General features: G+C 44.1%; 31 protein-coding genes and 1 riboswitch. Of the genes, 19 read left to right on the forward strand and 12 right to left on the reverse strand.

Going from position 1 to position 26,222, the window contains the following annotated elements:
• Nucleotides 1-100: 100 nt before the first annotated feature.
• The 4 genes from ACFOGI_RS14210 (at nt 101) to ACFOGI_RS14225 (ending at nt 2,498) form a co-directional block, all read left to right on the forward strand.
• A complete protein-coding gene (locus ACFOGI_RS14210) occupies nt 101-427 on the forward strand; it encodes a YuzD family protein (protein WP_390273919.1) in 327 nt (108 codons plus the stop codon).
• 23 nt (nt 428-450) lie between these two features.
• Nucleotides 451-1,311, forward strand: coding sequence for a diaminopimelate epimerase (dapF, locus tag ACFOGI_RS14215; RefSeq protein WP_390273922.1), 861 nt, complete (start codon nt 451-453; stop codon nt 1,309-1,311).
• A 63-nt stretch (nt 1,312-1,374) separates the two neighbouring features.
• Entirely contained in the window at nt 1,375-1,731 is a 357-nt protein-coding gene (locus tag ACFOGI_RS14220) for a HesB/IscA family protein (RefSeq protein ID WP_390273924.1), read from the forward strand.
• 80 nt (nt 1,732-1,811) lie between these two features.
• A complete protein-coding gene (locus ACFOGI_RS14225; RefSeq protein WP_390273926.1) occupies nt 1,812-2,498 on the forward strand; it encodes a Crp/Fnr family transcriptional regulator in 687 nt (228 codons plus the stop codon).
• Nucleotides 2,499-2,548: 50 nt separating this feature from the next.
• Here the strand turns inward: ACFOGI_RS14225 and ACFOGI_RS14230 are convergent, their stop codons facing one another.
• Nucleotides 2,549-3,535 (reverse strand): NAD(P)/FAD-dependent oxidoreductase, encoded by a 987-nt coding sequence (locus ACFOGI_RS14230; RefSeq protein ID WP_390273928.1) that lies wholly within the window; start codon nt 3,533-3,535, stop codon nt 2,549-2,551.
• Between the two features lie 329 nt (nt 3,536-3,864).
• On the opposite strand from ACFOGI_RS14230, the gene ACFOGI_RS14235 reads away from it, so the two are divergent.
• From ACFOGI_RS14235 to ACFOGI_RS14245, 3 genes are all read left to right on the forward strand, one after another.
• On the forward strand, nt 3,865-5,085 hold the full coding sequence (locus ACFOGI_RS14235) for an NAD(P)/FAD-dependent oxidoreductase (protein WP_390273931.1): 1,221 nt from the start codon (nt 3,865-3,867) through the stop codon (nt 5,083-5,085).
• A 127-nt stretch (nt 5,086-5,212) separates the two neighbouring features.
• The gene (locus ACFOGI_RS14240; RefSeq protein WP_390273998.1) at nt 5,213-5,524 is read left to right on the forward strand and encodes a YuiB family protein; all 312 of its coding nucleotides are present in this window, start codon (nt 5,213-5,215) and stop codon (nt 5,522-5,524) included.
• 63 nt (nt 5,525-5,587) lie between these two features.
• Nucleotides 5,588-6,256 carry a 3D domain-containing protein gene (locus tag ACFOGI_RS14245; RefSeq protein WP_390273933.1) on the forward strand — a complete coding sequence of 223 codons (669 nt, stop codon included), beginning with the start codon at nt 5,588-5,590 and terminating at the stop codon, nt 6,254-6,256.
• A gap of 116 nt (nt 6,257-6,372) precedes the next feature.
• Here ACFOGI_RS14245 and ACFOGI_RS14250 read toward each other — a convergent pair whose 3' ends face one another.
• Both ACFOGI_RS14250 and deoD read right to left on the reverse strand, forming a co-directional pair.
• On the reverse strand, nt 6,373-6,846 hold the full coding sequence (locus ACFOGI_RS14250) for a divergent PAP2 family protein (protein WP_390273935.1): 474 nt from the start codon (nt 6,844-6,846) through the stop codon (nt 6,373-6,375).
• A 225-nt stretch (nt 6,847-7,071) separates the two neighbouring features.
• The gene (gene deoD, locus ACFOGI_RS14255) at nt 7,072-7,779 is read right to left on the reverse strand and encodes a purine-nucleoside phosphorylase (protein WP_390273937.1); all 708 of its coding nucleotides are present in this window, start codon (nt 7,777-7,779) and stop codon (nt 7,072-7,074) included.
• A 206-nt stretch (nt 7,780-7,985) separates the two neighbouring features.
• Here deoD and ACFOGI_RS14260 point away from each other — a divergent pair, with 206 nt between their 5' ends.
• Nucleotides 7,986-8,249 carry a phosphocarrier protein HPr gene (locus ACFOGI_RS14260; protein WP_390273939.1) on the forward strand — a complete coding sequence of 88 codons (264 nt, stop codon included), beginning with the start codon at nt 7,986-7,988 and terminating at the stop codon, nt 8,247-8,249.
• A gap of 40 nt (nt 8,250-8,289) precedes the next feature.
• Here ACFOGI_RS14260 and ACFOGI_RS14265 read toward each other — a convergent pair whose 3' ends face one another.
• Nucleotides 8,290-8,682, reverse strand: a complete 393-nt coding sequence (locus tag ACFOGI_RS14265; RefSeq protein WP_390273942.1) for a kinase-associated lipoprotein B — start codon at nt 8,680-8,682, stop codon at nt 8,290-8,292.
• Nucleotides 8,683-8,801: 119 nt separating this feature from the next.
• Here ACFOGI_RS14265 and ACFOGI_RS14270 point away from each other — a divergent pair, with 119 nt between their 5' ends.
• Both ACFOGI_RS14270 and ACFOGI_RS14275 read left to right on the forward strand, forming a co-directional pair.
• Nucleotides 8,802-9,005, forward strand: coding sequence for a hypothetical protein (locus tag ACFOGI_RS14270; RefSeq protein ID WP_390273945.1), 204 nt, complete (start codon nt 8,802-8,804; stop codon nt 9,003-9,005).
• Nucleotides 9,006-9,105: 100 nt separating this feature from the next.
• Nucleotides 9,106-9,684, forward strand: a complete 579-nt coding sequence (locus ACFOGI_RS14275; protein WP_390273948.1) for a superoxide dismutase family protein — start codon at nt 9,106-9,108, stop codon at nt 9,682-9,684.
• A 39-nt stretch (nt 9,685-9,723) separates the two neighbouring features.
• Here the strand turns inward: ACFOGI_RS14275 and ACFOGI_RS14280 are convergent, their stop codons facing one another.
• The gene (locus tag ACFOGI_RS14280) at nt 9,724-10,890 is read right to left on the reverse strand and encodes a MalY/PatB family protein (protein ID WP_390273950.1); all 1,167 of its coding nucleotides are present in this window, start codon (nt 10,888-10,890) and stop codon (nt 9,724-9,726) included.
• Between the two features lie 240 nt (nt 10,891-11,130).
• Nucleotides 11,131-12,477 (reverse strand): glucose-6-phosphate isomerase, encoded by a 1,347-nt coding sequence (locus tag ACFOGI_RS14285; RefSeq protein WP_390273952.1) that lies wholly within the window; start codon nt 12,475-12,477, stop codon nt 11,131-11,133.
• 145 nt (nt 12,478-12,622) lie between these two features.
• Here ACFOGI_RS14285 and ACFOGI_RS14290 point away from each other — a divergent pair, with 145 nt between their 5' ends.
• Nucleotides 12,623-12,871 carry a DUF378 domain-containing protein gene (locus ACFOGI_RS14290; protein ID WP_390273955.1) on the forward strand — a complete coding sequence of 83 codons (249 nt, stop codon included), beginning with the start codon at nt 12,623-12,625 and terminating at the stop codon, nt 12,869-12,871.
• Nucleotides 12,872-12,917: 46 nt separating this feature from the next.
• Here the strand turns inward: ACFOGI_RS14290 and yugI are convergent, their stop codons facing one another.
• The 3 genes from yugI to ACFOGI_RS14305 form a co-directional block, all read right to left on the reverse strand.
• Nucleotides 12,918-13,283: a S1 domain-containing post-transcriptional regulator GSP13 gene (gene yugI / locus ACFOGI_RS14295; protein WP_390273958.1), complete on the reverse strand. Its 366-nt coding sequence runs from the start codon at nt 13,281-13,283 to the stop codon at nt 12,918-12,920.
• A gap of 107 nt (nt 13,284-13,390) precedes the next feature.
• Entirely contained in the window at nt 13,391-14,389 is a 999-nt protein-coding gene (locus ACFOGI_RS14300) for a potassium channel family protein (RefSeq protein WP_390273960.1), read from the reverse strand.
• Between the two features lie 104 nt (nt 14,390-14,493).
• Nucleotides 14,494-15,048, reverse strand: a complete 555-nt coding sequence (locus ACFOGI_RS14305) for a thioredoxin family protein (protein ID WP_390273962.1) — start codon at nt 15,046-15,048, stop codon at nt 14,494-14,496.
• Nucleotides 15,049-15,226: 178 nt separating this feature from the next.
• Between ACFOGI_RS14305 and ACFOGI_RS14310 the strand changes: the two genes are divergently transcribed.
• Nucleotides 15,227-16,285, forward strand: a complete 1,059-nt coding sequence (locus ACFOGI_RS14310; protein WP_390273965.1) for a M20/M25/M40 family metallo-hydrolase — start codon at nt 15,227-15,229, stop codon at nt 16,283-16,285.
• Between the two features lie 127 nt (nt 16,286-16,412).
• Nucleotides 16,413-16,557: riboswitch (FMN riboswitch) on the forward strand.
• 167 nt (nt 16,558-16,724) lie between these two features.
• Entirely contained in the window at nt 16,725-17,306 is a 582-nt protein-coding gene (locus ACFOGI_RS14315) for an ECF transporter S component (RefSeq protein WP_390273968.1), read from the forward strand.
• Nucleotides 17,307-17,341: 35 nt separating this feature from the next.
• Here ACFOGI_RS14315 and ACFOGI_RS14320 read toward each other — a convergent pair whose 3' ends face one another.
• The 3 genes from ACFOGI_RS14320 to ACFOGI_RS14330 are packed head-to-tail and all read right to left on the reverse strand — an operon-like array spanning nt 17,342 to nt 19,050.
• A complete protein-coding gene (locus ACFOGI_RS14320) occupies nt 17,342-17,695 on the reverse strand; it encodes a hypothetical protein (protein ID WP_390273971.1) in 354 nt (117 codons plus the stop codon).
• Nucleotides 17,696-17,710: 15 nt separating this feature from the next.
• Nucleotides 17,711-18,103 carry a hotdog fold thioesterase gene (locus tag ACFOGI_RS14325; protein ID WP_390273973.1) on the reverse strand — a complete coding sequence of 131 codons (393 nt, stop codon included), beginning with the start codon at nt 18,101-18,103 and terminating at the stop codon, nt 17,711-17,713.
• An 11-nt stretch (nt 18,104-18,114) separates the two neighbouring features.
• The gene (locus ACFOGI_RS14330; RefSeq protein ID WP_390273975.1) at nt 18,115-19,050 is read right to left on the reverse strand and encodes a 1,4-dihydroxy-2-naphthoate polyprenyltransferase; all 936 of its coding nucleotides are present in this window, start codon (nt 19,048-19,050) and stop codon (nt 18,115-18,117) included.
• Between the two features lie 254 nt (nt 19,051-19,304).
• Here ACFOGI_RS14330 and ACFOGI_RS14335 point away from each other — a divergent pair, with 254 nt between their 5' ends.
• The 6 genes from ACFOGI_RS14335 (at nt 19,305) to ACFOGI_RS14360 (ending at nt 26,104) form a co-directional block, all read left to right on the forward strand.
• Nucleotides 19,305-20,693, forward strand: coding sequence for an isochorismate synthase (locus ACFOGI_RS14335; protein ID WP_390273978.1), 1,389 nt, complete (start codon nt 19,305-19,307; stop codon nt 20,691-20,693).
• Nucleotides 20,694-20,695: 2 nt separating this feature from the next.
• Nucleotides 20,696-22,438 (forward strand): 2-succinyl-5-enolpyruvyl-6-hydroxy-3-cyclohexene-1-carboxylic-acid synthase, encoded by a 1,743-nt coding sequence (menD, locus tag ACFOGI_RS14340; RefSeq protein WP_390273980.1) that lies wholly within the window; start codon nt 20,696-20,698, stop codon nt 22,436-22,438.
• Nucleotides 22,439-23,263 (forward strand): 2-succinyl-6-hydroxy-2,4-cyclohexadiene-1-carboxylate synthase, encoded by an 825-nt coding sequence (menH, locus tag ACFOGI_RS14345; RefSeq protein WP_390273982.1) that lies wholly within the window; start codon nt 22,439-22,441, stop codon nt 23,261-23,263.
• 27 nt (nt 23,264-23,290) lie between these two features.
• Complete coding sequence (gene menB / locus ACFOGI_RS14350) at nt 23,291-24,109, forward strand: 1,4-dihydroxy-2-naphthoyl-CoA synthase (RefSeq protein ID WP_390273985.1); 819 nt, start codon at nt 23,291-23,293, stop codon at nt 24,107-24,109.
• Between the two features lie 110 nt (nt 24,110-24,219).
• Nucleotides 24,220-25,665 (forward strand): o-succinylbenzoate--CoA ligase, encoded by a 1,446-nt coding sequence (locus ACFOGI_RS14355; protein ID WP_390273988.1) that lies wholly within the window; start codon nt 24,220-24,222, stop codon nt 25,663-25,665.
• A gap of 118 nt (nt 25,666-25,783) precedes the next feature.
• Nucleotides 25,784-26,104 (forward strand): hydrolase, encoded by a 321-nt coding sequence (locus tag ACFOGI_RS14360; RefSeq protein WP_390273991.1) that lies wholly within the window; start codon nt 25,784-25,786, stop codon nt 26,102-26,104.
• The last annotated feature ends 118 nt before the right edge of the window (nt 26,105-26,222 follow it).

The following is a 26,222-nucleotide window of genomic DNA, read 5'->3' on the forward strand; positions in this document are numbered from 1 at the left end:
CTTCAAAAATCTATCTGAAAATTCCTTTTCTATATATGGGTCACTATCATTTTATCTTTCTTTAAGGATTTTGTAAAATGATAATAAAGGAGGGCTGACAATGGGTCTGAAGAAAGTCAGAATTACTGTATATGGAGCAGAAGAGATTTGTGCCAGCTGTGTCGGCGCACCAGGTTCAAAGGATACATATGAATGGTTGCAGGCTGCCATCGCGAGGAAATACGAAAATGAACAATTGGAGTATGAATATATTGATATAGAGGATCCTCCTAATGTAGAAATGCATAGAATTTATGCTGAAAAAATACTGGACGATGAATATTTCTATCCATTGGTCATGGTGAATGATAAGATAGTGGCAGAAGGAGTACCAAGGCTCAAACCAATTTACCGGGAACTGGATCAGCAGGGGATAACACCCCTTTAGAACAAACGAAAGAAGGGCTCGAGATGGAGATACCATTTACTAAGATGCATGGCTTAGGCAATAATTATATATATATAGACTTGTTCCAATATACGTTGGCTGAAGAGATCTTACCGCTTCTTGCTAAAAGTGTGTCGGACATTCATACAGGTGTTGGAGCAGATGGGTTGATCCTCATCCAGCCAAGTGAACGGTCGGAAGTGGGAATGAGAATTTTCAATAAAGATGGATCCGAAGGCAACACATGTGGTAATGGATTACGATGCACAGCAAAATATGCTTATGAGCAAGGATATACGTCCAGTGAACGGTTCAATATTGAAACGAAAGCGAATATTGTTGAGGCAGAAGTGAAATCAGACGGACAAGTGACCATCAATATGGGCAAACCCCTCCTACGCCGGTCGGAAATCCCTATGATGGGACATGATGACCCGGAAGTAGTTGCCGAACCTTTTCCTATAAACCAGGGAGAATGGAAAGTGACAGCTGTATCTATGGGCAACCCTCATGCTGTCTTTTTTGTAGAAGCCATTGAGGATGCTCCAGTGGAACAGATGGGTCCTTTGATAGAAAAAGACCAACGTTTTCCTGATAGTGTGAATGTGGAATTCGTCGAAGTAATATCTCCACAGGAGCTGAATTTCCGGGTATGGGAGCGAGGTTCTGGAATCACCCAGGCTTGTGGGACTGGTGCTTGTGCCGCAGCAGTTGCTGCTATTTTGAATGACCATGCAGAGCTGAATGATGACATTACCGTTCATCTGTTGGGCGGAGACTTGGTCATCCGATGGGATGTGAACGGAGAAGTCTGGATGACTGGTGGTGCAGAGGTCATTGCTGCTGGAACCTATTACTTTCACCAAACGCAAAAGGTTGAATAGTTAGGATGGGGGTTGTATACTTAAGGTATATTAAACCTTTCGCCAATGAGGAGGCTCAAGGATATGGTTATTAACCTGACAGATAATGCCAGAGACCGAATCAAAGAGATGATGAAGGAAGAATCGGAAGGTGCGATTCTGCGGTTTGGAATTAAAGGCGGAGGATGCAGCGGTTTGTCCTATTCTCTGGGATTTGAATATGAAGTGAATGAAGAACTTGACAGTGTGCAGGAGATCAATGATATACCTGTTGTCCTCAACAACCAGGATATTCCTATTATTGAGGGAACAACCATCGATTTCAAGCAAAATATGATGGGTGGAGGATTTAGCATAGATAATCCGAACGCTATCGTATCGTGTGGCTGTGGATCCTCTTTCCGGACCAAGGATAAGGTTGGTACACCGGGAGATTGCTAAGTTTTGATAAGGTCGGGATGCTTTTGGCTTCCCGGCTTTTTTTGTTATAACTGGAGATATTATGGAAGCAGGTGAGAGGAATGAGCGAATACTGCCAAAAGGATAGCAAGGAATTATGTGTTGCCAAGGTTCCTTTTTTCAACCACTTGGCAATGGATGAAATGATGAAAATTGTCCAGCAGAGCAGTCACCGGGATTATAAGAAAGGGGAAACCATTTTCAGAGATGGTGAGCCGCTGGAATCTCTCTATATCGTTCATAAAGGTAGAGTGAAAATATTTCAGTTGTTTCCTTCTGGGAAGGAACAACTGCTGAGAATATTGGAGCCGGGGGAATTCATGGGGGAGCTGGCTCTGTTTACCGACCAGAAGCTAGATAGTTATGCGCAGGCGATGGAACATACAAATATCTGCATGATCCACAAGCATGATATGCAGCGTTTAATGAGTGATTATCCATCTATTGCGATAAAAATTCTGGAACAATTCAGCAACAGATTGGACCAGACAGAGAAACTTGTCGGGCAGCTGAGTGCGAAAGATGCAGAGGCACGGACAGCCAACTATCTCCTGGAGTTGGCAGAAGGTAAAGAAGTTGTCGTGCTGCCAATGAGCAAAAAAGACCTGGCATCCCATTTGGGAACCACCCAAGAGACCATCAGCAGGAGGTTGTCTCAATTTCAAATGAATGGTTGGATCGAACAAAAAGGTCAGAGAAAGATCAAATTGTTGGACAAGGAAGCACTCTCTGCTATTTCCGACACATAAAGACGGAGCAGGGGAGATTGCACCCTGCTCCAGTGTTCTGTTATAACATTTTATGAAAACATTGCAGTAGAATGTTTCGGCTGTATACGGGCTTTCGGGTCCATATAATTTTTGGCGTTGTTGATTGCGGTCGGTCCTTCACCAAAGCCGGTAGCAATCAGCTTTACTTTACCGTCATAGGTACATATGTCGCCTGCTGCGTAGATTCCTGGGATGTTCGTTTCCATTTTCGAATTAACGACGATGCTGTTCTTTTCAATCTCTAATCCCCAATCCTTTATGGGGCCAAGTGTGGAAACAAAGCCATAATTGCAAAGCAGAGTATCGACTTCCAATTCTTTTTGGGCGTCGCCTTTCACTTCATCCAGTACAATTCGTTCAATTTTATTATCTGCTATAATGGCGGATGGAACAAATGGCGTCAAAATTTCTACCGAGGAATTCATCAGTTTATCGACGCTATGTTCGTGAGCACGGAATTTCTCCCGACGATGGACCAATGTGACACTTTTGGCAATTGGCTCCAGCATGAGCGCCCAATCCACTGCAGAATCGCCACCGCCTAGAAGGACGACATTCTGATCCTTATACTGATTCATATCCTTAACATGATAATGAAGATTGACTCCTTCATAATCCTCACTATTACCCACATTGAGACGCCGAGGTTGAAAAGCTCCGTTTCCTGCTGTAATAATCACTGTCTTCGTGTAATGTATGTCCTTATCGGTGGTGAGTTTGAGTATATCATCCTCCAAGCGTTCTACCTTTTGAACAGCCTGTTCCAATACGATTTCCGGGTCAAACATGTATGCCTGTTCCTCCAGATTGTCAACAAGTTCTTGTGCGCGAACCTTCGGAAAACCAGCAACATCATATATATATTTTTCTGGATAAAGGGCCGACAGCTGCCCGCCCGTATGTGGCAGACTCTCGAGAATTTTTACACTTGCTTGGCGCATACCTCCGTAAAAAGCAGTGAATAGTCCAACAGGGCCAGCACCTATTATGGTTATGTCATATACTTTTTCTGTCATGGTAAAAACCCCATTTCTTTAAAATCATAAACCATTTCCATACTATCACAAATAGGCTGCCAATTGTATCTTTCCTACATCCTGGCGATAAATTTAGACATCCCTTAGATGGGATGGATATATTTTCCAATCTATGTATAGCGCTTGAAATAAGCAGGCAGAGAAGGTATGATTAAGTCTGGCTTTACAGTTCTGTAACAAAAAGATTATTTTTATATTAAACAGACGAAGAAGCTGTCCGGGAAGGCTGGACAAAATCTACTTTTCTATTGAATTATATGGATTACTTATATGGAACCTCGAGAAATAGCAACCGGAAGTGGTGAGATATGCATAAAAAGAAAAATATAGTGATCCTAGGAGCTGGCTATGGCGGGATCATGACAACCAAAAAGTTACAAAAGATGCTGCGGGGACACGAAGCCGAAATCACCTTGGTCAATATCAATGACTACCATTACCAGGCAACATGGCTTCATGAAAATGCTGCAGGCACATTACATCATGATCGGTCACGTGTTGATATAAAAGATGTAATTGACCTGGATAAAGTAAACTTCATCAAGGACAGAGTCCTCTGCATAAAGCCGGAGAAAAAAACGGTGAAACTGGAAAGGCAAGAGATAGGCTATGATATTTTAGTGGTCGCGCTCGGATTTGAAGCTGCAACTTTCGGGATTCCCGGATTGGAAGAACATGCGTTTACCATTAGTGATATCAATAGTGCGAGATTGCTTCGAGAACACTTGGAGTACAATTTTGCTTTATACCATAATGAACGGGAGAAGAATTCAGCACGATTGAATATTGTGGTGGGTGGTGGTGGTTTCACTGGAATTGAATACATAGGAGAGCTGGCAAATCGGATTCCCCGACTTTGTGAGGAATATGATATAGAGAAATCGCAGGTTCGGATGATCAACCTGGAAGCCACACCTTCCATTTTGCCGAATTTTGATCAACAACTGATAGAATATGCAACCAATTCTCTTGAAGCCCGCGGTGTGGAGTTTATTACTGGTGCGGTAGTGAAAGAGTGCAGGCCAGATCGCATCATATATGAGAAGGATGGCAAGGAAGAAGAAGTGCCAACGATGACCACTGTATGGGCAGCAGGTGTAAAAGCAAACTCCATTGTTGAGAAAGCCGGTCTGGAGACCATTCATGGAAAAGTGGAAGTACGGAAGGACATGCGGGCTCCTGAATATGATGAGATTTTCGTCATGGGAGACTGTGCATTGATCCGTAATCCCGATACAGGTACACCATATCCTCCGACAGCACAGATCGCTATCCAACAATCTTCAATAGTTGCCCATAACGTAAGGAGTTTGATTCATGGTGGGGAATTGAAAGACTTCAAACCAACCCCCTTGGGAACTATTGCTTCATTAGGTAATAACGACGCAGTTGCTACGGTTTTTCATCGTTATCAACTTCGGGGTTGGAAAGCGACAGCAGCTAAGAGACTGAGTGAAAACCGTTACTTATTAAAACTAGGAGGCGTGAGCCTGTTAATGAAAAAGGGCAAATTCAACTTTTTCTACTAAAGCAAGGGAATCATCAAGATCCCTTGCTTTTCGTATATTATCCATCTGGACATGCGGCTTGCTCTGCTAACAAGCTGTATTATAGAATGAAGGTTGTATATCAGAGAGCATGGGGGGGAACTAATTGATTATTCAATTATTAATGTCTATACTATTATATTTTGTCATATTTTTCGGGATTGCGTTCATTTTAAATATGCTGTTGCGAACGAAATGGCTGATGGCTTTTATTTATCCGTTGATTGTCATCATGATTGTCGATGATATATCCACACTGATGTATTTTACTGATACAAAAGAAGCTTTTTCCACTCTTGCTGATAGGTTTGCCAGTATAATGCCGATGGATGTCATTATATTACTATCAGGTTTTGCAGGTACCATCGTTTCGGGGTTTGTCATTAAATTCTTGAGAAAGAGTGGCTATCAAATGTTCTAAACCATCCCCTGTGAATAACTTTCTTTCATGTTGGAAAGGATGACATCCAGAGAGGTGTTATTCATGACAATAAGAAAATTCTTTCGCAGGTCAGGAATGCTACTGCTGTTTCTGCTTGCATTCTTTTCAACCATATCCTCTATCTCAAATATCTCGATTATGGAAGCAGGAGGATGGAAAAAAGAGAGCATGCGGCACATATCAACGGTCCCTCCATATGAAGCAGAGAAAAGAGAAACTGCCGTCAAGGAGAAGCAGTTGAACCTTCCTGTCTTGCAAGAGGAAGGGATAGACGGTGCCAGTTTGGAAGAGGCATTGAACTTAGAGCAATATCCAACAGCCCGGGTAGTTGCGACCGGTTATACTGCCGGCGTAGAATCAACCAGTAAGACGAAAGAACATCCAAATTATGGTATTACCTATTCCGGAGTAGAAGTACGGAGAGACCTCTATTCTACCATTGCAGCTGATTTAGATGTTTATCCTCTTGGCACCATTCTATATATACCCGATTATGGCTATGGCGTGGTCGCAGATAAAGGAAGTGCGATTACAGGGAACAAGATCGACCTTTACTATCCGACAGTGGAAGATGTTTATAATCAGTGGGGGAAACAGGAACTGGATGTTTATATTGTTGAAATGGGGAAAGGCGCTTTAAGTGAAGCAGCACTCGCATCACTAAATGAAAATGAGTCCATGCAGGTTTTCAGGCAGGAGATCCTTAAGTAGGAGAAGTTATGTCTACTTGGCAGTATATAAAAATTGGAAAGAGGTGTGCAGGTTTATTCGCATACCTCTTTCCAATTTTTATTTGCGAAAAAAAGTATTCCTATCCTTCTTTATCTTCAAAAGAGAGGATAGAGCAGAAATGCAAGGGCGACACCGGTTAATCCGCCAAAAAAGACTTCGATCGGCTGGTGTCCCAGCAGTTCCTTCAGTTCTTCCCTTTTTTCATATTCTTCTTTCCTATTCCAGTCTTTCGCACCGTCTACAAAATATTGGAAGTCCTTTATCAATTGATTGATGACGATTGCCTGCTCTCCTGCATGTCTGCGGACACCAGAAGCATCATACATGGTAATAATACTGAAGACGAAGGCTACCGCAAAGACGCTGGAGGATACTCCTTCCACAATTCCGATTCCAGTGGTTAATGCTGCCACTGCAGCGGAATGGCTGCTAGGCATTCCACCAGTGCTGAAAGCCAGACTCAAATTAAATTCTCTGGCGACCAATAGTTTGATCGGAATTTTTATTACTTGAGCAAAAATAATGGCAGTCAATGCAGCCATGATCGGGAAACTTGAAAATAATTCCATAAGCCTGCAGACATCCTTCCAATAATCTTGTACTCCCTGTTGAATACTAACCCGTGGTTCTCTTAATTAGGCTCATTCTAACATACCGAATGGAGGAAAAGCCACGGAAAACCCTGCGTAGATATGAATGGGTAAAAGGTCAAGGGGGGAGGGAGGAACCTTTTATATAAACAATATACCCCCTTCAACTTATAGTTAAGCAGAAGGGGGGGACCATATGATACTTTACTTTATTGCAGCATCGAGCGCAATTTCCATCATTTCATTAAAAGTGGTTTGGCGTTCCTCAGCAGTAGTCTCTTCACCAGTGAGTATATGGTCGGATACGGTGAGAACGGAGAGAGCCTGACGTCCGTATTTTGCTGCCAAGGTATACAACGCTGAGGTTTCCATTTCTACTGCCAATACTTTATATTTGGCAAGCAGCTCGTTTATCTCCTTGGCATTATCCCTGTAGAAAGTATCGCTAGTGAAGACATTTCCTACGCGAAGGTTCAGCCCTTTTTCAATGCCTGTATCATAAGCGTTTTTCAATAATTCGAAGTCGGCGATCGGGGCGTAATCAATACCGTTGAAAATCATACGGTTTATCTGTGAATCAGTGGTAGATCCTTGCGCAAGAATGACATCCCGTATCTTCACATCTTCTTGGATGGCACCACAGGTTCCCACACGGATCAATTTCTGTACATCATAACTCTGAATCAATTCATTGACATAGATGGAAATCGAAGGGACTCCCATCCCTGTTCCTTGTACGGAAATTCGTTCACCTTTGTAGGAGCCGGTAAAGCCCAACATACCTCGAACTTCATTATACTGGGTGACATCTTCCAGGAAGTTCTCTGCAATGAACTTCGCACGAAGCGGATCGCCTGGAAGTAAAATTTTATCAGCAATAGCACCTTTTTCTGCACCTATATGCACACTCATGTTTATTCCTCCTAAAAAAGGGTACGTTACAAAGTAAAGTTATCACAACCAATTTTGAAAAACAAATTATCTGTCGAAACAAGTACTTTTTGTTTCAAAAAAGTATATTTTTGTATATACTATACGTAGTCCAATTCACTGAGCAAGTGATCTTGAACTATACTTTAAACATCGAAGAAAAAATAGCTTTGGAAGGATGATTTTAAATGAAAGAACGTACATTTACAATTACTGCAGAGACTGGAGTTCATGCACGTCCGGCCACTTTGCTGGTGAATAAAGCAGGTCAATATGAGTCTGAAGTGGAAGTTTCCTACAACGATAAGAAAGTAAACTTGAAGTCCATCATGGGTGTCATGTCACTTGGTATCCCAAAAGATGCGCAAATTAAAGTTATTGCTACTGGCAGTGACGAGGAAGAAGCACTGGAAGGTGTTTCTGAAGTAGTCAAAGAGCACCTAGGAGAGTAATGAAAAGCCGGAGATTGGTTCTCCGGCTTTTTCTATGCTTTCAGTAAAACTGCTTGCGGTAATGGCTGTTTTCCAGTTCGTTCAGTGTTTGAAGTGCTTTCTCATTAAAGGTGGTGCTTTCTGAAGCCAGTTTTTCCTTATAGATGTCAACAGCCTGCTTCAAGGAGTCGTTATACGCCGGAACCTCATCTGTATACGGATGTACTGCCGGCTTTTTTACGTTCATTTTTTCATGAGGTGCCAAGGCCTTCCGTTCGTGAAAGAATACCTCTTCCACTTGCCCGGGGTTATGCAAATCACCCTGCATAGGATGTTTCACGACAGCCAATACTTCGATCAAGTACTGGTTACCCCGATCTTCTAAGACCTTTCCAATATACGTCCCTGATTTGTAATGGGCACGTACGGTTTCGCCCATGTTTACTTCAGCCATAAGATTCCCCCCTTTATACACATTCTCGCAAAAATGTAACAGAATAGCGAACATTTTCCGGTTGATGTTTAGCGTGGCAAGTTAATTTGATATAATAATGCCAAAGGATGTGAGAGATCATGATGCCATTTTTATATTTTCCTGAAGATAAATCGGAGTACCTTCCGGCCATATTGACGTTGACTCTATTCATCATACTAGCTATCGGAGCTATGTACTTGTTTTATAAAAATTCTAAAAAAGAAGAACGCAGATTCAATGAGAAGTATAGAGATGAAATTCGATATGCCGAGGAAAATGATGAGTTGTATGAAAATAAATAGGATGAACTGCTCCCTCTGTCAATAGGAGGGATTTTTTTATGTTTACCGTCCACCTTTCTTGTTGATACTGATAGCAAACGAAATTAAAGGAGCAGACGGTATGCGTTTATTTATTATAGCTGTAGCCCTCATACTCGCTTCCTGTCAATCGGGCTCGGACAGTGAAACCAACAGAACAGTGGAAATGTATAATGGATCAGGGGACATGGTAGGGACTGCTGTGTTGAGTGAACTGGAATCCGGTATCCAAGTGGAGGTCAGTTTGGAAGGACTGGAGCCCGGCTATCATGGAATACATATTCACGAATTCCCAAAATGCAAAGGCCCTGATTTCACTTCTGCTGGGAATCATTTCAACCCCGATGGAAATGAACATGGGTTGATGCATCCTGAAGGTTCTCATCTTGGTGACATGCCCAATATAGAAGCAGATGCCGGAGGACTAGTTGAGGCAGAACTCATGCTTCCTGAAGCTACTTTGAAGGATGGCAAAAAATCTATCCTCAGAGAAGAAGGGACATCGATCATTGTCCATCAAGGACAAGATGATGGGGTCAGCCAACCAGGTGGAGAGTCTGGAAACCGGTTGGTCTGTGGTGAGATCAAGGCAGATCCAGAAGGAAATTCTAGTGAATCGCCGACAGATCCCACTGAGCAAAACGAAGATCAGGAAGAATAAAGAAAACGGCCTGCGGATGCAGACCGTTTTCTTTATTTTTTATTTATTTTGAGTGGCTTCTATAATACGTTTTACTCCCTCTTCAACCGTCGCTTTTGGACAGGCCAGATTCATCCTCATGAAGGTTTCACCCTCGGTACCATAATCAACGCCTGTGTTCAGCCCGATTTTAGCCTCATGAATCATGAAATTCTTTAATTCATTGCTGTTCAATCCAAGGGAGGAACAGTCCATCCACAGGAGGTAGGTACCTTCCGCCTCAATAACTTTTATTTCTGTATGCTTTTCTAGCTGTTCCTTTACATAAGTATAATTATCCAATAGCACCTTCCGCAATTCTTCAAGCCATTCTTCTCCATGCCGGTAGGCAGCTTCCATCGCAGTATCTCCCATGGTGTTAAGCATCCCATGCCCCTGCTTGGTCAGATGTTCTTCAATTACTTTTTTCTTCTCTTTATCTGTCGTAATGATATAGGAGGCCTGTAATCCAGCAAGATTGAATGTTTTGGAGGGAGACATGAAAGTGATGGTGCGGTCTGCAGTCTCCTCGGACAAAGAAGCTATAGGAACATGCTTGTATCCAGGATGAGTGAGATCAGCATGTATCTCATCAGAGAGTATCAGTACATCGTGTTTTCTGCATAGCTCCGCCATCTTTTCCAGTTCTTCTTTCTTCCATACACGTCCTACCGGATTATGTGGAGAACATAGGATGAAAGCCTTTACCCCTTGCTTCAGTTTTTCTTCGAAATCTGCAAAGTCAATGGTGTAATACCCATTCTCCAGTACTAGCGGGCTTTTGACAACATTACGGTCATGCTGTTGGATCACTTTATAGAACGGTGTATATACAGGACTTTGTATCAGGATGTTATCGCCTGGCGAAGTTAATGCCTGAACAGCCATATGTAGACTAGTCACTACCCCTGGGCTGAAAGTCAGCCAATTTTTATCGATGTTCCAATCATGCCGCTTTTCAATCCAGTCTGTAATGGGGGATTTTACGTCATCATCGGTCACCGTGTAGCCGTAGATTCCGTGCTCTGCCCGTTTAATGATGGCCTCATTCACTGCTGCGGGAGCTTGGAAATCCATATCTGCAACCCACATAGGAAGCACTTCTTTCGACTGGAATACTGGCTCCAGCATGTCCCATTTCACAGACCGAGTATTTCTGCGGTCATGTACCAAATCAAAAGTATTCATAATAAACCTCCTGCTGCTAATTTATCATCTATTATAACAAACTTTGATTAAAAACTCTTTCCAGCAGATTGACCGATCATAAAATAGGTGGGCAAAGCAAAAAAAAGCAAAGCGTTAAAAAACGCTTTGCCTACAGGGGGAATACGAGAAAGTCTTACAGTTATAGTATTACCCCGTCTTAAAAGTTATAAACCTCATTTATAATATTTTTTCTGTTTTTCTCATCAAATTTGTTTGAAATTATAATCTCTTTTCCAGTTCTTCTTTTTCTTTCTCAAAACCGCTCTTTCCAAGGAGGGCAAACATGTTTTTCTTATAGGCTTCCACGCCCGGCTGGTCAAATGGATTGACGCCCAGCAAGTAGCCGCTGATAGCACAAGCTTTTTCAAAGAAATAAACCAAGTAGCCGAATGTGAAAGCATCAAGCTCAGGAATTTCTACAATCAGATTCGGAACGTCACCATCCGTATGGGCGAGTAATGTGCCTTGGAATGCTTTATCATTGATTTCATGAATCGATTTACCCGCCAGGTAATTCAGTCCATCCGAATTATTTTCTTCGGCTTCAAGAGTCAAGTCTTTTTTCGGTTTATTGACATGAAGAACGGTCTCAAAGATATTCCTTCTGCCTTCCTGGATATACTGACCTAGAGAATGGAGGTCAGTGCTGAAATTGGCTGAAGAGGGATAGATGCCTTTTTGGTCCTTTCCTTCACTTTCTCCGAATAACTGCTTCCACCACTCGGAGAAATACTGAAGGTGTGGCTCGTAATTGATCAGAAGCTCTGTTACTTTCCCTTTATTATAAAGGATATTCCTTGCAGCAGCATATTGGTATGCTGGATTTTCGGACAAGCTGGATTCATCCAAGTCGTTCATGGCCGTTCTGGCACCGTCCATCATGTCTTGAATGGAAATTCCACTTACGGCAATTGGGAGAAGCCCTACCGCAGTCAATACAGAATAGCGTCCACCCACATCATCAGGAATCACAAATGTTTCGTAGCCTGCTTCATCTGCTGAAGTTTTGAGTGCTCCTTTTTCTTTGTCCGTTGTTGCATAGATACGTTTTTTAGCTTCTTCGACACCATATTTTTCTTCTAAGTATTTTTTGAAAATACGGAAAGAAATAGCTGGTTCTGTAGTCGTGCCACTTTTGGAAATTACATTAATGGATACATCTTTGTCCTTTAAGACATCAAAGAGTTCACTCATATAGGTGGAACTCATGTGATGGCCGACAAAAATGACCTGCGGGGCATTTCTTTCTTCTTTTGATAGAAGATTCTGGAAAGAATGACTGAGCATTTCCAGTGCTGCTTTTGCTCCAAGGTAAGAACCGCCAATACCGATTACTAACAGGATATCGGAATCTTTCCGTATTTTCTCTGCGCATTCCTGGATGCGTGTGAATTCCTCTTTATCATAGTTTTCCGGCAAATCAACCCACCCGGTGAAGTCACTCCCGGCTCCAGTTTTATTGTGCAGCTCATTATGGGCCGTTTCTACGTACCGTGTGAGGTGTTCCAGTTCCTTTTCACTGAAAAATGTTAATGCTTTGTCGTAGTTGAATGAAACATGTGTCATCAAAGTCCTCCTCGATTTGTATAAAATTAATTATGTTTATTACTTTAACCAAGCGCTCCACGAAAATCAAGGAGATCGTTGCATATATTCCAACGAAAGGCTCAGACTAATGCATAATCAGGGAAGAACAGGAGGTGTTCTAAATATGAATGGTTTGCAGCGGACTGCTTTAGCACTTACCGTAATCGGCGCCATCAACTGGGGACTCATCGGTCTATTCCAATTTGACCTGGTTGCATCCATTTTCGGCGGAGGAGACCAAAGTGCTGCTTTTGCCCGTCTCATCTATATTCTGGTAGGAATCAGCGGTTTGATCAACCTTGCCCTCCTATTTCGTGGGGATGAATCTGAAGAAGGCAGTGGTCGTCGGATGCCCAGGCACGCCAATAGATAATAAAAAGGCATAGCCATATTTCTATGACTATGCCTTACTGCCCTGTTTACTTTTTGGATTGGTCAATCCATTCCTGCAGCTTGTCCTTTAATGTATTAAAACCGGCAGTATCATTATCCTGCTGTTTAACCACTTTATTTCCGCGGCTTCCACCAGTGTTTTTCGGAGCTTCTTCTGTAGCTCGGATGGAAAGGGAAACTTTGTTCTTTTCTTCGTCTACGTTCAGTACCTTCACCTTTACCTCATCACCGACGGATAGATGTTCATTTATATCTTTTACATATCCATGTGTTATTTCGGAAATATGAACCAGCCCCTGAACTTCTTCATCTAGAGCAACGAAAGCTCCATATGGCTGAATACCTGTAACTTTACCTTCAATGATTTGTCCACTCTCAAATTTTACACTCACGCTTGAACAACTCCTATACCTATATTCGATTCTTTTTACACAATATATTATTATATCAGAAGAACATAGATATAGCAAAGAAATAAGTTGGCGAACAGGAATTGACGCTACCTCGCTAAAAGGCAGATAAGTATATCGTTCTCTTTCAGAAGATAATCGTGACCAGGATTCAACTGCCATTCCTTATCTCTCAATACACCTACCAACAGGCGATCATCCATCAAAAATGCGTGGGAGGCCTCTCGGAAAGTTTTGCCCACAATCTCAGGGTCTATTTTAATATGACGGAATTGTTGGCTTTTCAGTAGATTCAACGTGTCTTCAAAAGGCATGGCCGCTTTTTCCCTGGACATCTCGTGGTAAAGCAGGGCGCTCATGAAGTCATTTGTCTTCAACGTGGTGGTGGCGCCCGCCCTGATTGCGTTTTCCACTTGGATCCCGGAAAGAATCTCTGCGATAATAGGAATTTCTTCATTATTCCCACGGACAGCTACCGTGGTGAGAATGGTGAAATTGTCGGCCTGCCGCTCCTTTTCTGTCGTGTCCGCTGTAATGATGACACATTTGGCATGTTTGATATTTGCCTGGATCAGTGTGTAATCTTCCGTGGCGTCTCCATGAATGAAATGCACTGGATAATGTTGATAGGCAAGGGAGTTGAGTGTGCGGTCGATGAGGACGACCTGGGTATCTGGGTCCTTATCCAGTGTAATGTCAATCAACTGCCTGGTTCGTTCGTTCCAGCCGACAAAGACGAGGTGACCTCCGCCTTTGAAGGCAACTCTTCCTTTTTCCAGATTATGCTCATGCGTAATAGCTACCGCAGAAAAGCGTGAGATATAAAAAGCAATCAGGCCGCCGCCTGTGAGTATTAATAATAGAGCGAGAGCTCTTCCTGGAAGGCTGTGTGGAACGTAATCTCCGTACCCTACTGTAGCGGCGGTGACAAAAGCCCACCAGATGCCTTCGAAAATAGTAGGAAATTCATCTGGCTCTATATAATGGATGGCTGTGCCGGCAATGACCATTAAGAGGATGATAAACAGCAGTAATCTCAGTATGACGGGAACATTATAATATGCTTGTTTGAACAGCTTTATCGACATGATCTTAACCACCCCGTATCATTCTTCCCATACTATTTTAGTATGGGGGGAAGCTGTAAAGCTTATACTAAAATGGCTGACATCCGGTAATGTCAGCCATTTCATTAGACTTGTTGCAGTTTTTGTTTAATGCTGTCATACGTATCCAACCAGAAATCTTGATTATCACGGAAATTTTTTGTCATGAAAAAGATCATTTCCTTGAACTTCTGATCATACCCTTCTGCATCTTTGTCCGGCAGGGCCTCTTTTGCGTCTGCTACAAATTGTTGGACTTTTGCCGCGCGGGGCCCCCACACAGCAACCTCTTTCCCGTTCTCATCGATGAAAATGAAAATAGGAATCGATCTGGATGTGCCATTGGTTAAATATTCATCCATGAGCTCAAGGTTTTGGTCACGTAAAAGCATGCGGACATCAATATCAGCAACTTCCGCAAGTTTCAGAAGGACTGGAATGTTCATCATGGCATCTCCGCACCAGTCTTCTGTCAAAACAATGGCACGCAACTTCTGCTCCTTAACTTGCCTGAAGAATTCTTCATCCCTGGGAAGCTGAAAATGATCATAGACATGCAGCAAGTTCTCCTTATGCTTATTCATCGATTCGATATAGGTGTCAGGGGACATTCCTTTCTCAAACCAATCATTCAGATTCATATGTGTTCGCTCCTCCATATAAAGTTATTCTAGATTGTACCGGTAAAGTATTTCTGCGTAAAGTCTAACGCAGATTGTCGGTAAGCAGGCTGTTGCACTAACTGCATACCTCTGCGGTTTCACCTTTGGGTCGTTTTTTTGCTATGATGATTGCAGACAGGAAAAAGGAGGAAGTGCCATGACGATAGAGAACCAGGATTTTTTACTCGAATTATTACATACCCCGTCTCCATCCAGCAGGGAGATGAAAATACAGAAGAAGTGGATCAGCTATGTGGAAGAATTCGCCGATGAAATCCGTACGGATAACGCAGGGAATGCGATTGGAATATTGAATCCCGAAGCACCGTTCAAAGTACTGCTGGCAGGACATATTGATGAGATTGGACTCGTCATCAACCGCATTGATGAGGACGGTTTCCTCCATTTTGAAAAAATGGGAGGAATCAATCCAAAGGCTGCTGTGGGAATGAAAGTGAAGGTGCTCGGAGCAGGGGGGACCATTTCCGGGGTGATAGGTGTCAATGCCCAGCACCATGGTGGCTTGAAAGACGACTTTGATTTGAGTGATCTATTTATCGACTGTGGCTTCAAGACCAAGGCAGAAGGAGCGAAGCTCGTCCAGATTGGTGATCTGGCTGTCTATGACCGTGAGGCGGAAGTATTGATGGACCGCTATGTTTCTGGCAGAGGCCTCGATAACAGAACAGGGGCATTTATTATAGCAGAAGTGATGAAGCGCCTGTCTGAAAAAGGAACAAAGGTCGGAGTGTATGCTGCGAGCACCGTGAATGAAGAAACCAATATGGGGGGAGCATACTTTGCTGCTGCGGGGATCGAACCGGATATGGCTATTGCTTGTGATGTTACATTTGCTACCGATTACCCAGGGGTGAACAGGAATAAGCATGGAGATGTTCGCTTGGAAAATGGCCCCGTACTGGCAAAAGGGGCTCCGGTGAATATTAAGATGAACAAACTGCTGGAAGAAACAGCGTCAGATTTGGGGATGAACATTCAGTATGAATTGACCCCGCGAATGACTGGAACGGACGCTGATCGGATGAGGTTGACGGGTGCCGGGGTGCCGGTCTCCTTAGTATCGCTTCCGCTCAGATATATGCACTCACCGGTAGAGACAGCAAGTTTTAAAGATATGAAAGAAGAAATAGAATTGATCGTCCACATGATTTCAAAGTTGACAGGGGCGGAAAGCTTGAACCCGCTGGAAGACTAAAGAGGCATGAAAAGCCGGTAATCATCCCACATGATGGTTGCCGGCTTTCAGTTTGCCTGGAGACATTAAAAAACCCTTTTCAAAATACAGTATATTATGTATAATGGACATACAATTATATATCGATTCCAATCTTCGGGGCAGGGTGAAATTCCCGACCGACGGTGATAGGTGTTAGAGCCTTTAGTCCGTGACCTGCTGAACGTGGTTCAGTGGCTGACCTGGTGGGAATCCAGGACCGACAGTTACAGTCTGGATGGGAGAAGATATCGAGCCGGAATACCGGTGCTTTTTCGGCACCCTTATTTCCCTATTGATTAAATGACCCTGGAGCTGTATGTATGCTTCAGGTTTTTTTAGTTACACATTAGGTGGGAGAAGGCCGATCCTTCATCGAGAGAGCGGAATCGATAAAAAGATGAAGGAGGAGAATCGTGTCATGCGCTCAAACATGCAATCAACAAAGTTGATGAGAACAATTATTTTAGCTTTATTGGGGACAATCTCCCTTCTGTTATTTTTCATTAATTTCCCACTGCCATTTCTACCAGCATATCTGAAGATTGATTTCAGTGATGTGCCCGCGTTGATGGCCTCGTTAATTTTCTCGCCGATGGCCGGAGTTATTGTAGTTGCAGTGAAGAATATCTTATATCTTCTGGTTTCAGGGGCAGGAGATCCGATTGGAGTTTCAGCCAATTTCTTGGCAGGACTTATGTTTATCGTCCCTGTTTCCATCATCTATCACAAGTTCAAGGGTGTAGGCAGCATCGTATCCGGCCTTGCAGCTGGTACAGCAATTATGGCAATCGGCATGAGTGTACTGAATTACTTTTTCATCCTGCCTGCGTATTCTTGGTTTATGGGATGGGAGATGTCCGAACAGGTCATGTGGTGGTCTGTAATAGCCGGGGTACTTCCTTTCAATGTAATCAAAGGGATTGTGGTAGGAATGTTGTTTGTTCCTTTATTTATAAAGATGAAAACTTGGATTGAACAAAAGCAAATAAAATTCACATAGAAAAGCTAACCCGTCTGGGTTAGCTTTTTTTTACCTTATTCTTCTTCTACCAGGTTACGGGCTGTAGGCAATACTTCCAGCCGCTCGACGGGGATTTCTTTCCCGGATTTTTCACTTAATCCGTACGTCCCGTCTTCAATCTTCTTCAAAGCATCCTCAATATCTTGCAACCGTTCTTCCCGAACCATATTAAGCCCAGCATCTCTCTGCTGTTCGAATTGTTCCGTCCCCATGTCTCCGGGATGGTTGTCGTAGTCAGCCAGTTCCTGAATGTTGTCATTCGGGCTGTTTTCCCGATTTTCGGTTATTTTTTCTTCATTATCTTCTTTCATATCCAATAGACGCTTCTTGAAATATTCTATTTGATCCTTGTTGAGGTGATTACTCATTCTTGATCTCCTTTCCTATTTCTCGGTTTTAGGCATGATCCTCACCGTACATCGGGAGATGCTTATGAGCTGGTCCTGTTCGTCTACTATTTTCACTTCCCATACCATGGAAGTCTTGCCTTTATGCAAAGGCACAGCCTTTGCTGTAACGGTTCCATCCTGTTTACTCTTTATATGGCTGGAGTTGAGCTCTGTTCCGAAGACATTCACCTTTTGTAAATCGACAAGATATGCGGATCCCATACTGGCGGCAGTTTCTGCCAATGCTGCAGAAGCACCGCCGTGCAGAAAGCCTGCCGGCTGATGTACCCGGTGATCTACCGGCATACTTAGTTGGACTTCGTTTTCTGTTATGGAGATCATTTCCATGCCGAGTTGTTCCATCAACGTATTTTTAAAACCGTCCATCATGCATCTCCTTATATAAATCTGCTTATCAATAGAGACAATCCCAATAGTATTCCATAGATGGTATTCGACTTCCCTGTTGCCGCCATTGCCGGCATCATTTCCAATGGGGTTTCTCCCGTACGGAACTTCCGAATCACGTCTGCGGCTTTCGGTATACTTAGAAATGTAATGAACGACCATAGGGGCAGAATGCCTGCCGCTATAAGGGTCGCAGTGATGATATAGGCAGCTGCGAACATTCCCGCAAGAAAATTGATGGCTTTTTCCCTGCCTAGAAGAATAGCAATTGTCTTTCGGCCGTTCTCTTTATCACCTTCAAGATCCCGTATGTTATTGGACATCATGATCCCGCCGATGAACAGAGCAACAGGCACGGAGACCAATACAGCATCCACAGTCAGCTCGCCGGTTTGGATGAAGTAACTGATTCCGATTATCACCGTACCCATGAAGAAACCGGAGAAGGCTTCCCCGAAAGGTGTATAAGCAATCGGTACAGGTCCTCCAGTATATAAGTAGCCGAAAAGCATGGATATTAAACCGATGGCAGCGATCCACCAGCTGGACTCCACACAAATATATATCCCCAGCAATATGGATACCCCAAAAAAGGCCAGAGCCAGACGGAGGATGGTTTTCGGTGCAATGCCATCCCTGACAATAGTACCGCCTATTCCCACGGAATCCTCCGTATCAAGGCCGCGGACATAGTCATAATATTCATTGAACATATTTGTGGCTGACTGAATGAGCATGCTGGCAATGAGCATGGCGAGAAATAGTCCGATATTAATAGAGTCTTCACTGAAAGCAAGCATGGAACCGATAAACACCGGCACGAAAGAGGCCGTCAAGGTGTGAGGGCGCAGCAGCCGCCACCATACTTGAAAACCACCTTTTTCATTCAAAGCTTTTTTTACATCTATTTTATCTGTAGAATGCATATAAGATTCCTCCTGGAATGGATCAATATCATTCTAATAGTAAGGAAATTGGCACCGGGTGTCAATGCACGCAGAAATGCTTTTCCAATTCTATCTCGCGGGGCGAGGAGACAAGTATTGAATGGACTGATCGGCATTCAAAGGACAGTTATTTAAATAGTTAAATATCATCCCCTTTTCTTGAGAAACACAAGAAAAGGGAATAAAATAGATATGATATTCTGTTATTTATGCAGTAACGGAGGTTTAAGCTAATGATTGGTATAAAAGATAAAACAACGGAAGAACTACTTCAACGTGCAATTCAAAGCTTGGATCCCAATAAATATAATTCACGCCTCGTCAGTATTACAGAAGAAATTAACGATACAGACCCGATGGAGTTTTTTGAAGCAGCAAAAGTTGCAGGGAAAGACCGTGTTTTCTGGACAAGTACGGAGGATGAATTTATTCTAGTTGGAGCAGGTAATGCATGGGAGATTGCAGCAGAGCAAGACCGCATAGAATCAACGGAAGAACAGTGGGAGTACGTGCTGAAAACCGCTGTGATCCGTAATCCATACAAAGTCCCCGGTACGGGGGCAGTGGCCCTCGGGGGCATGACATTCGACCCGGAAAAGGAACGATCTGGTTTATGGGAAAGTTTTCGTCCTAGCCTCTTCACCATTCCCGAGTATATAATGACCAAGCAGCAGGGGAGCTGTTACCTTACAATAAATATCCAAGTATGTAAAAATGATCATCCCGTCCAGCTCGCCAGGCAGGTTCAGGATACTGCAAAGACCCTGCTAACAGGTGGCGGCACAAAGTTACAGAACTTTCGGGTGTCATCCAAAGAAGAAATTGCACCTCAACATTGGAAAGAAACAATCCGCCGGGCTACGGAGAAAATCCAACAGGGGGAAGCAGAAAAAATAGTGCTGGCCCGTGAACTCCGTCTTACGTTCGACCGAGGAGCTGATATCAGTAATATCATAAGGAAGTTGATGAAAACACAGCCCAACAGTTACCTGTTCTGTTTCGAAAAAGGGGATGACTGTTTCCTCGGGGCCACCCCTGAAAGGCTTGTCAGACTGGAGGAAGACAAGCTTTTGTCGGCATGTTTGGCAGGTACTGCTCCAAGGGGAGAAACAAAGGAAGAGGATGAGCGGATCGGCAGAGAATTATACCATGACCGAAAAAACCGGCAAGAACATGAATTTGTCGTGCAAATGATCAGAAACGCCTTGGAACATCGATGTACAGATATATCGATACCTGAGGCACCCGTCCTATATCCGCTTAAAAATTTACAGCATCTGTATACGCCCGTAGCGGCGACATTGAAAGATGAATACAGTATCTTTGACATTGTTGAACAACTTCATCCCACACCTGCGCTTGGAGGTACACCTAGACAGGAATCGTTGGAATTCATCAGACAGAATGAGCAACTGGACAGAGGATGGTATGGCGCTCCTGTCGGTTGGCTTGACAGTAATAGGAATGGTGAGTTCGCTGTAGCGATTCGGTCTTCCCTTATCCGGGGGAAAGAAGCCTCTTTGTTTGCCGGCTGTGGGGTGGTGGCTGATTCAAATCCAGAAGAGGAGTATCAAGAAACAAAGATCAAGTTCTTACCAATGCTATCAGTTTTAGGAGAATGAATATGGATCATACAGAGAACCTAACACGATATACAGCCAATTTCACAGATGAACTGGCGCGACAAGGGGTGGAAAATGCGGTGATATCTCCGGGTTCCAGGTCCACCCCATTAGCTTTGATGCTGACCGAACACGAAGCGGTAAAAGAGTGGGTGATCCTAGACGAACGGTCTGCAGCTTTTTTTGCGTTGGGATTGGCAAAGGAAACAAACAGTCCGGTCGCGCTTCTATGTACCTCCGGAACTGCGGCGGCAAACTATTACCCGGCAATTGTAGAAGCGCACTACAGCAGGGTTCCCTTAATAGTATTGACCGCAGACCGGCCACATGAATTAAGAGAAGTTGGGGCACCGCAAGCAATCGAACAGAGAGACTTATACGGAGAGCACGTCAAGTGGTTTCACGACATGGCCCTTCCCGAAGCAACGGTGTCGATGTTGCACTATGTAAGGAGCAAAGCAGCACGCTCCGTCTATATGGCGAAAGAAGGAAATCCTGGACCAGTCCATTTGAATTTTCCTTTCAGAGAACCTCTGATGCCTGACTTTAGCCTGAAAGACATTTGGAATCATCCTTCTGCGGCAAGGCAGAGTGCCATTACAGCGGAAGAGGGGGGCAGGTTTCTCGACCCCTCCCAGGTAGAGCAGATTATGAATCGGCTACAGAATAAGGAAAGGGGAATAATTGTCTGTGGGCCGCAAACGGATGAATCACTCGCAACCTCGATTGCGGATTTGGCGGCAGCGTGGAATATCCCTATACTTGCGGATCCTTTATCCCAGTTGCGTGCTGGAAAGCATTCGAAATCGCATGTGATTGAGGCTTATGACGCCTTCTTGAGAAATAAGGAAATGAGAGCTTCTTTTAAACCCGATTTCATTCTGCGTTTTGGTGCTATGCCTGTTTCCAAGCCATATTTATTTTTTGTGAAAGAGAATGGGCAGACAGACCATTTCATTATTGAGCACCATTCAGGGTATCGGGAGCCAGCAGGGATCAATGCCCATTTCATTTATGCAGACCCCGCACAATTGTGTGATGTGCTCGTAGAAAAAGAGCTCTCTTCGGACGGGGGATGGATGAAACAATGGCTGAGAGCGAATGAGGTCTCTAAAAAGCGGTTGACAGCTGGTGAAGAAGCGGAATTGACAGAAGGAGAGGCCGTGTTGGGAATGCTGGAAGCAATGCCTGATGGAAGCAGGTTGTATACTGGCAACAGTATGTCCGTAAGGGATGTGGACACGTTCTTTTTGACCACTGATAAGAACATCCGTGTTCATGCAAATCGTGGAGCCAACGGAATCGACGGAATGGTTTCAAGTGGCATGGGAGCTGCAGCTGCGGGAGAGACGGTAACATTGCTGCTGGGTGATCTTTCCTTCTTTCATGATATGAACGGGCTTTTGGCAGCCAAACATTATACACTGAACATTACGATTCTCCTGATCAACAATAATGGAGGGGGGATATTCTCCTTTCTCCCTCATTTGGATAAGGAAAAACATTTTGAAGCTCTATTCGGTACGCCGCCCGACATCGACTTTCAATACACAGCTTCCATGTATGGAGGGACATATCGCAACCCTGCCAATTTGGAGGAATTAATGGAAGCATTCACAAAGAGTTATCAGCATGAAGGATTATCTATCATCGAAGTGAATTCCGATCGAACAATGAATGCGGAGTGGCATCGGAAAAAGTGGAGAGCTATAGAAGAAGAACTGCTCGCTGGGAGTGATGATTGATTGTACTTTACTATTGATGATGCTTCCTATTGGTATGAAGTACATGGAGAAGGAGTACCTCTCGTTATGCTTCACGGGTTTACCGGCAGTTCGCAAACCTGGTCTGAATTCATCTGTCATCATTCAGAAGGTGTACAGGTCATAGTCGTCGATCTGCCTGGCCATGGCAGCACAACGATTTCCTCCATTCGAACGATGGAAGATTGTTGCCGGGACTTGCGGGCATTGTTTCTATCCATGGGTTTGGATCAATTCCATCTAGCCGGCTACTCGATGGGGGGGAGGACTGCTTTATCCTTTGCCATGCTATATCCTGAGCTTTTGAAATCTCTTATATTGGAAAGTGCCTCGCCTGGGTTGGAGGGACAGATGAGAGAGGATAGAAGAGAAATGGACGCAAAGCTGGCCCGGAGGATTGAAAGGGGCGGGTTGTCTGCCTTCGTTGATTTTTGGGAGCAGCTACCCTTATTTGAAAGCCAGAAACAATTACCTTCCCATGTAAGGGCAGCTGTCAGGGAAGAGAGGATGTCACAGACAGAGGAAGGGCTGGCACAGTCCCTGCGCGGTATGGGGACCGGAAGGCAGCCTTCCTGGTGGCACATGCTTTGTGGACTCAGCTTACCGGTACTTTTGCTTGCCGGTGAACAGGATGAAAAATTTGTAAAAATCAACCAGGAGATGGCAGAGAAACTGCCCCTCCATACGTTGAAGATTGTTGCAGGGGCAGGACATGCAATTCACGTGGAAAAACCCGGGAAATTTGGTAAACTGGTATCAGGATTTATAAAAAATTATTCATCATCCTTGTCGTTACATAAAGATTGAACGGGGAGGAGTGAAGGAGGATATACCATGACAGTACAATGGGAAAAAGTCAGGAATTATGAAGAAATCATCTATGAAAAGTATAATGGCATTGCCAAAGTGACGATTAACCGACCAGAGAAAAGAAATGCTTTTACACCACTTACAGTGAACGAAATGATTGATGCTTTCGCCGATGCAAGGGATGACTCGTCCATCGGTGTGATTGTGTTAGCCGGAGAGGGAGAGAAAGCATTCTGTTCTGGCGGAGACCAATCCGTACGCGGACATGGCGGTTATGTAGGGGATGATCAGGTTCCAAGATTGAATGTACTTGATTTGCAGCGCTTGATCCGTACTATTCCTAAACCTGTAGTTGCCATGGTTTCCGGATATGCTATTGGAGGCGGACATGTCCTTCATGTTGTATGTGATCTGACTATTGCAGCGGATAATGCCATCTTTGGTCAGACTGGACCTAAAGTGGGAAGTTTTGATGCTGGTTATGGAGCTGGATTGCTGGCACGGATGGTCGGCCATAAACGGGCCCGTGAAATCTGGTATCTATGCCGTCAATATAATGCAGAAGAAGCATATGAAATGGGATTGGTCAACACGGTGGTACCAGTCGATCGACTGGAAGAGGAAACCATCCAGTGGTGTGAGGAAATGCTTGAAAAATCTCCAACCGCGTTGAGATTCCTTAAAGCTTCATTCAATGCTGACACCGATGGTCTAGCCGGATTGCAGCAAATGGGCGGAGATGCAACCCTGCTTTATTATACGACGGATGAAGCAAAAGAAGGACGCGATGCTTTCAAAGAAAAAAGAAAGCCGGACTTCAAGCAATTCCCTCGCTTTCCGTGATTTCACAGGAAAAACAGAGATGCTATATTCCAGACCTTTGTCTCTATACAGACAAAGGTCTTTCCTTTAATAAGGAAGCCCATCAAGTGACGCAGAAAGGAGTAGGATTGATGACGGAAGTGATACCTCATTGGCTGAGTAAACAAGCTGATTTGGCTCCGGGCCAGACTGCTATAGAATACAAAGACAGCAATTCCATTACGTTCTCGGAGTTGGAACAGAAGAGCCGTCAATTTGCACGCAAATTGGCGGCTTTGGACATACGGAAAGGTTCCCGTGTCGGTGTGTTATCCGGCAACAGTGAAGCCTTCGTCGTGACATTGCATGCATTAAGTTATCTGGGAGCAGTTGCTGTCTTGCTCAATACCCGGCTGACAGAAGCAGAACTTACTCACCAACTGAAAGACGCGCATGTGACGTTGCTTCTTGCAAGTGGTGAGGCAGTAGATCGCGGCATGTCGTTCCCGGTAAAGGTGTATGCCATGGAGGAAGTCGAAGGGTATGGGGAGAAGGAGGTGGACCTGGCTGAAGAGATCCATCTGGATGATCCTTTCACCATTATCTATACATCAGGGACGACCGGTTTTCCAAAAGGAGTCATCCATACATACGGAAATCATTGGTGGAGTGCTGTCTCATCTGCTCTGAACCTTGGTATAGACCAAACGGATAAATGGCTGATGGCTATGCCGGTGTTTCATGTCAGCGGACTTTCTATTCTGATGAAAAGTGTGATTTACGGGATGCCTGTTTTCATGCTGGAAAAGTTCGATGTCAAAGAGGTTCATCAGGCGATTATGGAGAAGGATGTGACCATCGTCTCGGTGGTGACAGTAATGGTTCAACGACTACTCCAACAACTAGGGGATAGAAAATATCCAGACACTTTCCGGTGTATGCTTCTAGGTGGGGGGCCTGCTCCTAAACCACTTCTAAGAGAGGCACAGCAACGGAATATTCCTGTATTCCAGTCTTACGGCTTGACCGAGACTTCGTCGCAAATTGTCACATTAAGCCCGAAAGATACGTTGAGAAAAGTGGGGTCTGCCGGGAAGCCTTTGATGCCCGCCCAACTCCGGATTGTAGAAAAGGATAACGAGGGAATTGGAGAAATCTATGTAAAGGGGCCGATGGTGACAAAAGGTTATTATAACAACCAAGAGGCCAATGAAAAGGCATTTGTAAATGGTTGGCTATCTACAGGCGATTTAGGACGTTTGGATGAGGAAGGCTTTCTCTATGTGGCCGACAGGAGAAAAGATTTGATCATCTCGGGTGGAGAAAATATTTATCCATCAGAAATAGAAAGTGTCCTTTCAGGAATGGAACAAATCAGAGAGGTAGGGGTAGCCGGAGTCGAGGACCCAACATGGGGCCAGGTTCCTGCAGCTTACGTTGTCAAAGCCCATGAGGTTTCAAAAGAGGAAATCGTCACCTATGCAAGGAATCTGCTCGCAGGCTACAAGATACCTAAATATATCCACTTTATCAGTGAACTGCCAAGGAATGCGTCCAATAAGATTGTCCGTTCCGCCCTGGAAGATCATAAGGAATAAATGTTGAAGAGAAAAGTGGATCATGTCCTTCATGGCACTTATGACAGTGAACTTTCTTTTATCATGCATACATGCTCCGGTGCCTTTTCAGGCAAATTAAGGGCAGGAGGTGCGTGTAGTGGAAAAGAAGAAGTTTTATGTCAATATCGGCACAGGTGAAATCTCTCAAATTCCATACAGCAATAATGATGGGTATGTCATCCATGCCACCGAGGATGAAGTACGTATGCTTCGGGCCAAATTTGAAAACATGCACGGAGCGAGCTTCCGAGCTTTCTGGCGGTCGCATGTTCCTATCAAGCCTTATCACGAAGACGAGGCCAACGATGATTATGATGACAATATGGCGGAGGCGTTCGAACTACTGCATGAGTGGGGAGATGAACAGACAAAGTCACATATCCAATCACTGGGACTGTTATCTGATCGTCCCAGGTAAGAAGTGGGAATAGAATGCAGTATGTATTCTATTCCCCTTTTGTGTGCCCGGCATGTGCGCACGCTTTAGGGTTCGAGTCCCGAGCGGTGAAGGTCATTGTAACCGTTAGCTAAAGGCA

The sequence above is a fragment of the Virgibacillus xinjiangensis genome (assembly GCF_042643145.1).
Lineage (GTDB): Bacteria > Bacillota > Bacilli > Bacillales > Amphibacillaceae > Virgibacillus_O > Virgibacillus_O xinjiangensis.

What these genes read in the sequence shown, in the direction of transcription:
- ACFOGI_RS14210 (WP_390273919.1), top strand. Translation starts at nt 101, where the DNA reads ATGGGTCTGAAGAAAGTCAGAATTACTGTATATGGAGCAGAAGAGATT.
- dapF (WP_390273922.1), top strand. Translation starts at nt 451, where the DNA reads ATGGAGATACCATTTACTAAGATGCATGGCTTAGGCAATAATTATATA.
- ACFOGI_RS14220 (WP_390273924.1), top strand. Translation starts at nt 1,375, where the DNA reads ATGGTTATTAACCTGACAGATAATGCCAGAGACCGAATCAAAGAGATG.
- ACFOGI_RS14225 (WP_390273926.1), top strand. Translation starts at nt 1,812, where the DNA reads ATGAGCGAATACTGCCAAAAGGATAGCAAGGAATTATGTGTTGCCAAG.
- ACFOGI_RS14230 (WP_390273928.1), bottom strand. Translation starts at nt 3,535, where the DNA reads ATGACAGAAAAAGTATATGACATAACCATAATAGGTGCTGGCCCTGTT.
- ACFOGI_RS14235 (WP_390273931.1), top strand. Translation starts at nt 3,865, where the DNA reads ATGCATAAAAAGAAAAATATAGTGATCCTAGGAGCTGGCTATGGCGGG.
- ACFOGI_RS14245 (WP_390273933.1), top strand. Translation starts at nt 5,588, where the DNA reads ATGACAATAAGAAAATTCTTTCGCAGGTCAGGAATGCTACTGCTGTTT.
- ACFOGI_RS14250 (WP_390273935.1), bottom strand. Translation starts at nt 6,846, where the DNA reads ATGGAATTATTTTCAAGTTTCCCGATCATGGCTGCATTGACTGCCATT.
- deoD (WP_390273937.1), bottom strand. Translation starts at nt 7,779, where the DNA reads ATGAGTGTGCATATAGGTGCAGAAAAAGGTGCTATTGCTGATAAAATT.
- ACFOGI_RS14260 (WP_390273939.1), top strand. Translation starts at nt 7,986, where the DNA reads ATGAAAGAACGTACATTTACAATTACTGCAGAGACTGGAGTTCATGCA.
- ACFOGI_RS14265 (WP_390273942.1), bottom strand. Translation starts at nt 8,682, where the DNA reads ATGGCTGAAGTAAACATGGGCGAAACCGTACGTGCCCATTACAAATCA.
- ACFOGI_RS14270 (WP_390273945.1), top strand. Translation starts at nt 8,802, where the DNA reads ATGATGCCATTTTTATATTTTCCTGAAGATAAATCGGAGTACCTTCCG.
- ACFOGI_RS14275 (WP_390273948.1), top strand. Translation starts at nt 9,106, where the DNA reads ATGCGTTTATTTATTATAGCTGTAGCCCTCATACTCGCTTCCTGTCAA.
- ACFOGI_RS14280 (WP_390273950.1), bottom strand. Translation starts at nt 10,890, where the DNA reads ATGAATACTTTTGATTTGGTACATGACCGCAGAAATACTCGGTCTGTG.
- ACFOGI_RS14285 (WP_390273952.1), bottom strand. Translation starts at nt 12,477, where the DNA reads ATGACACATGTTTCATTCAACTACGACAAAGCATTAACATTTTTCAGT.
- ACFOGI_RS14290 (WP_390273955.1), top strand. Translation starts at nt 12,623, where the DNA reads ATGAATGGTTTGCAGCGGACTGCTTTAGCACTTACCGTAATCGGCGCC.
- ACFOGI_RS14300 (WP_390273960.1), bottom strand. Translation starts at nt 14,389, where the DNA reads ATGTCGATAAAGCTGTTCAAACAAGCATATTATAATGTTCCCGTCATA.
- ACFOGI_RS14305 (WP_390273962.1), bottom strand. Translation starts at nt 15,048, where the DNA reads ATGAATCTGAATGATTGGTTTGAGAAAGGAATGTCCCCTGACACCTAT.
- ACFOGI_RS14310 (WP_390273965.1), top strand. Translation starts at nt 15,227, where the DNA reads ATGACGATAGAGAACCAGGATTTTTTACTCGAATTATTACATACCCCG.
- ACFOGI_RS14315 (WP_390273968.1), top strand. Translation starts at nt 16,725, where the DNA reads ATGCGCTCAAACATGCAATCAACAAAGTTGATGAGAACAATTATTTTA.
- ACFOGI_RS14320 (WP_390273971.1), bottom strand. Translation starts at nt 17,695, where the DNA reads ATGAGTAATCACCTCAACAAGGATCAAATAGAATATTTCAAGAAGCGT.
- ACFOGI_RS14325 (WP_390273973.1), bottom strand. Translation starts at nt 18,103, where the DNA reads ATGGACGGTTTTAAAAATACGTTGATGGAACAACTCGGCATGGAAATG.
- ACFOGI_RS14330 (WP_390273975.1), bottom strand. Translation starts at nt 19,050, where the DNA reads ATGCATTCTACAGATAAAATAGATGTAAAAAAAGCTTTGAATGAAAAA.
- ACFOGI_RS14335 (WP_390273978.1), top strand. Translation starts at nt 19,305, where the DNA reads ATGATTGGTATAAAAGATAAAACAACGGAAGAACTACTTCAACGTGCA.
- menD (WP_390273980.1), top strand. Translation starts at nt 20,696, where the DNA reads ATGGATCATACAGAGAACCTAACACGATATACAGCCAATTTCACAGAT.
- menB (WP_390273985.1), top strand. Translation starts at nt 23,291, where the DNA reads ATGACAGTACAATGGGAAAAAGTCAGGAATTATGAAGAAATCATCTAT.
- ACFOGI_RS14355 (WP_390273988.1), top strand. Translation starts at nt 24,220, where the DNA reads ATGACGGAAGTGATACCTCATTGGCTGAGTAAACAAGCTGATTTGGCT.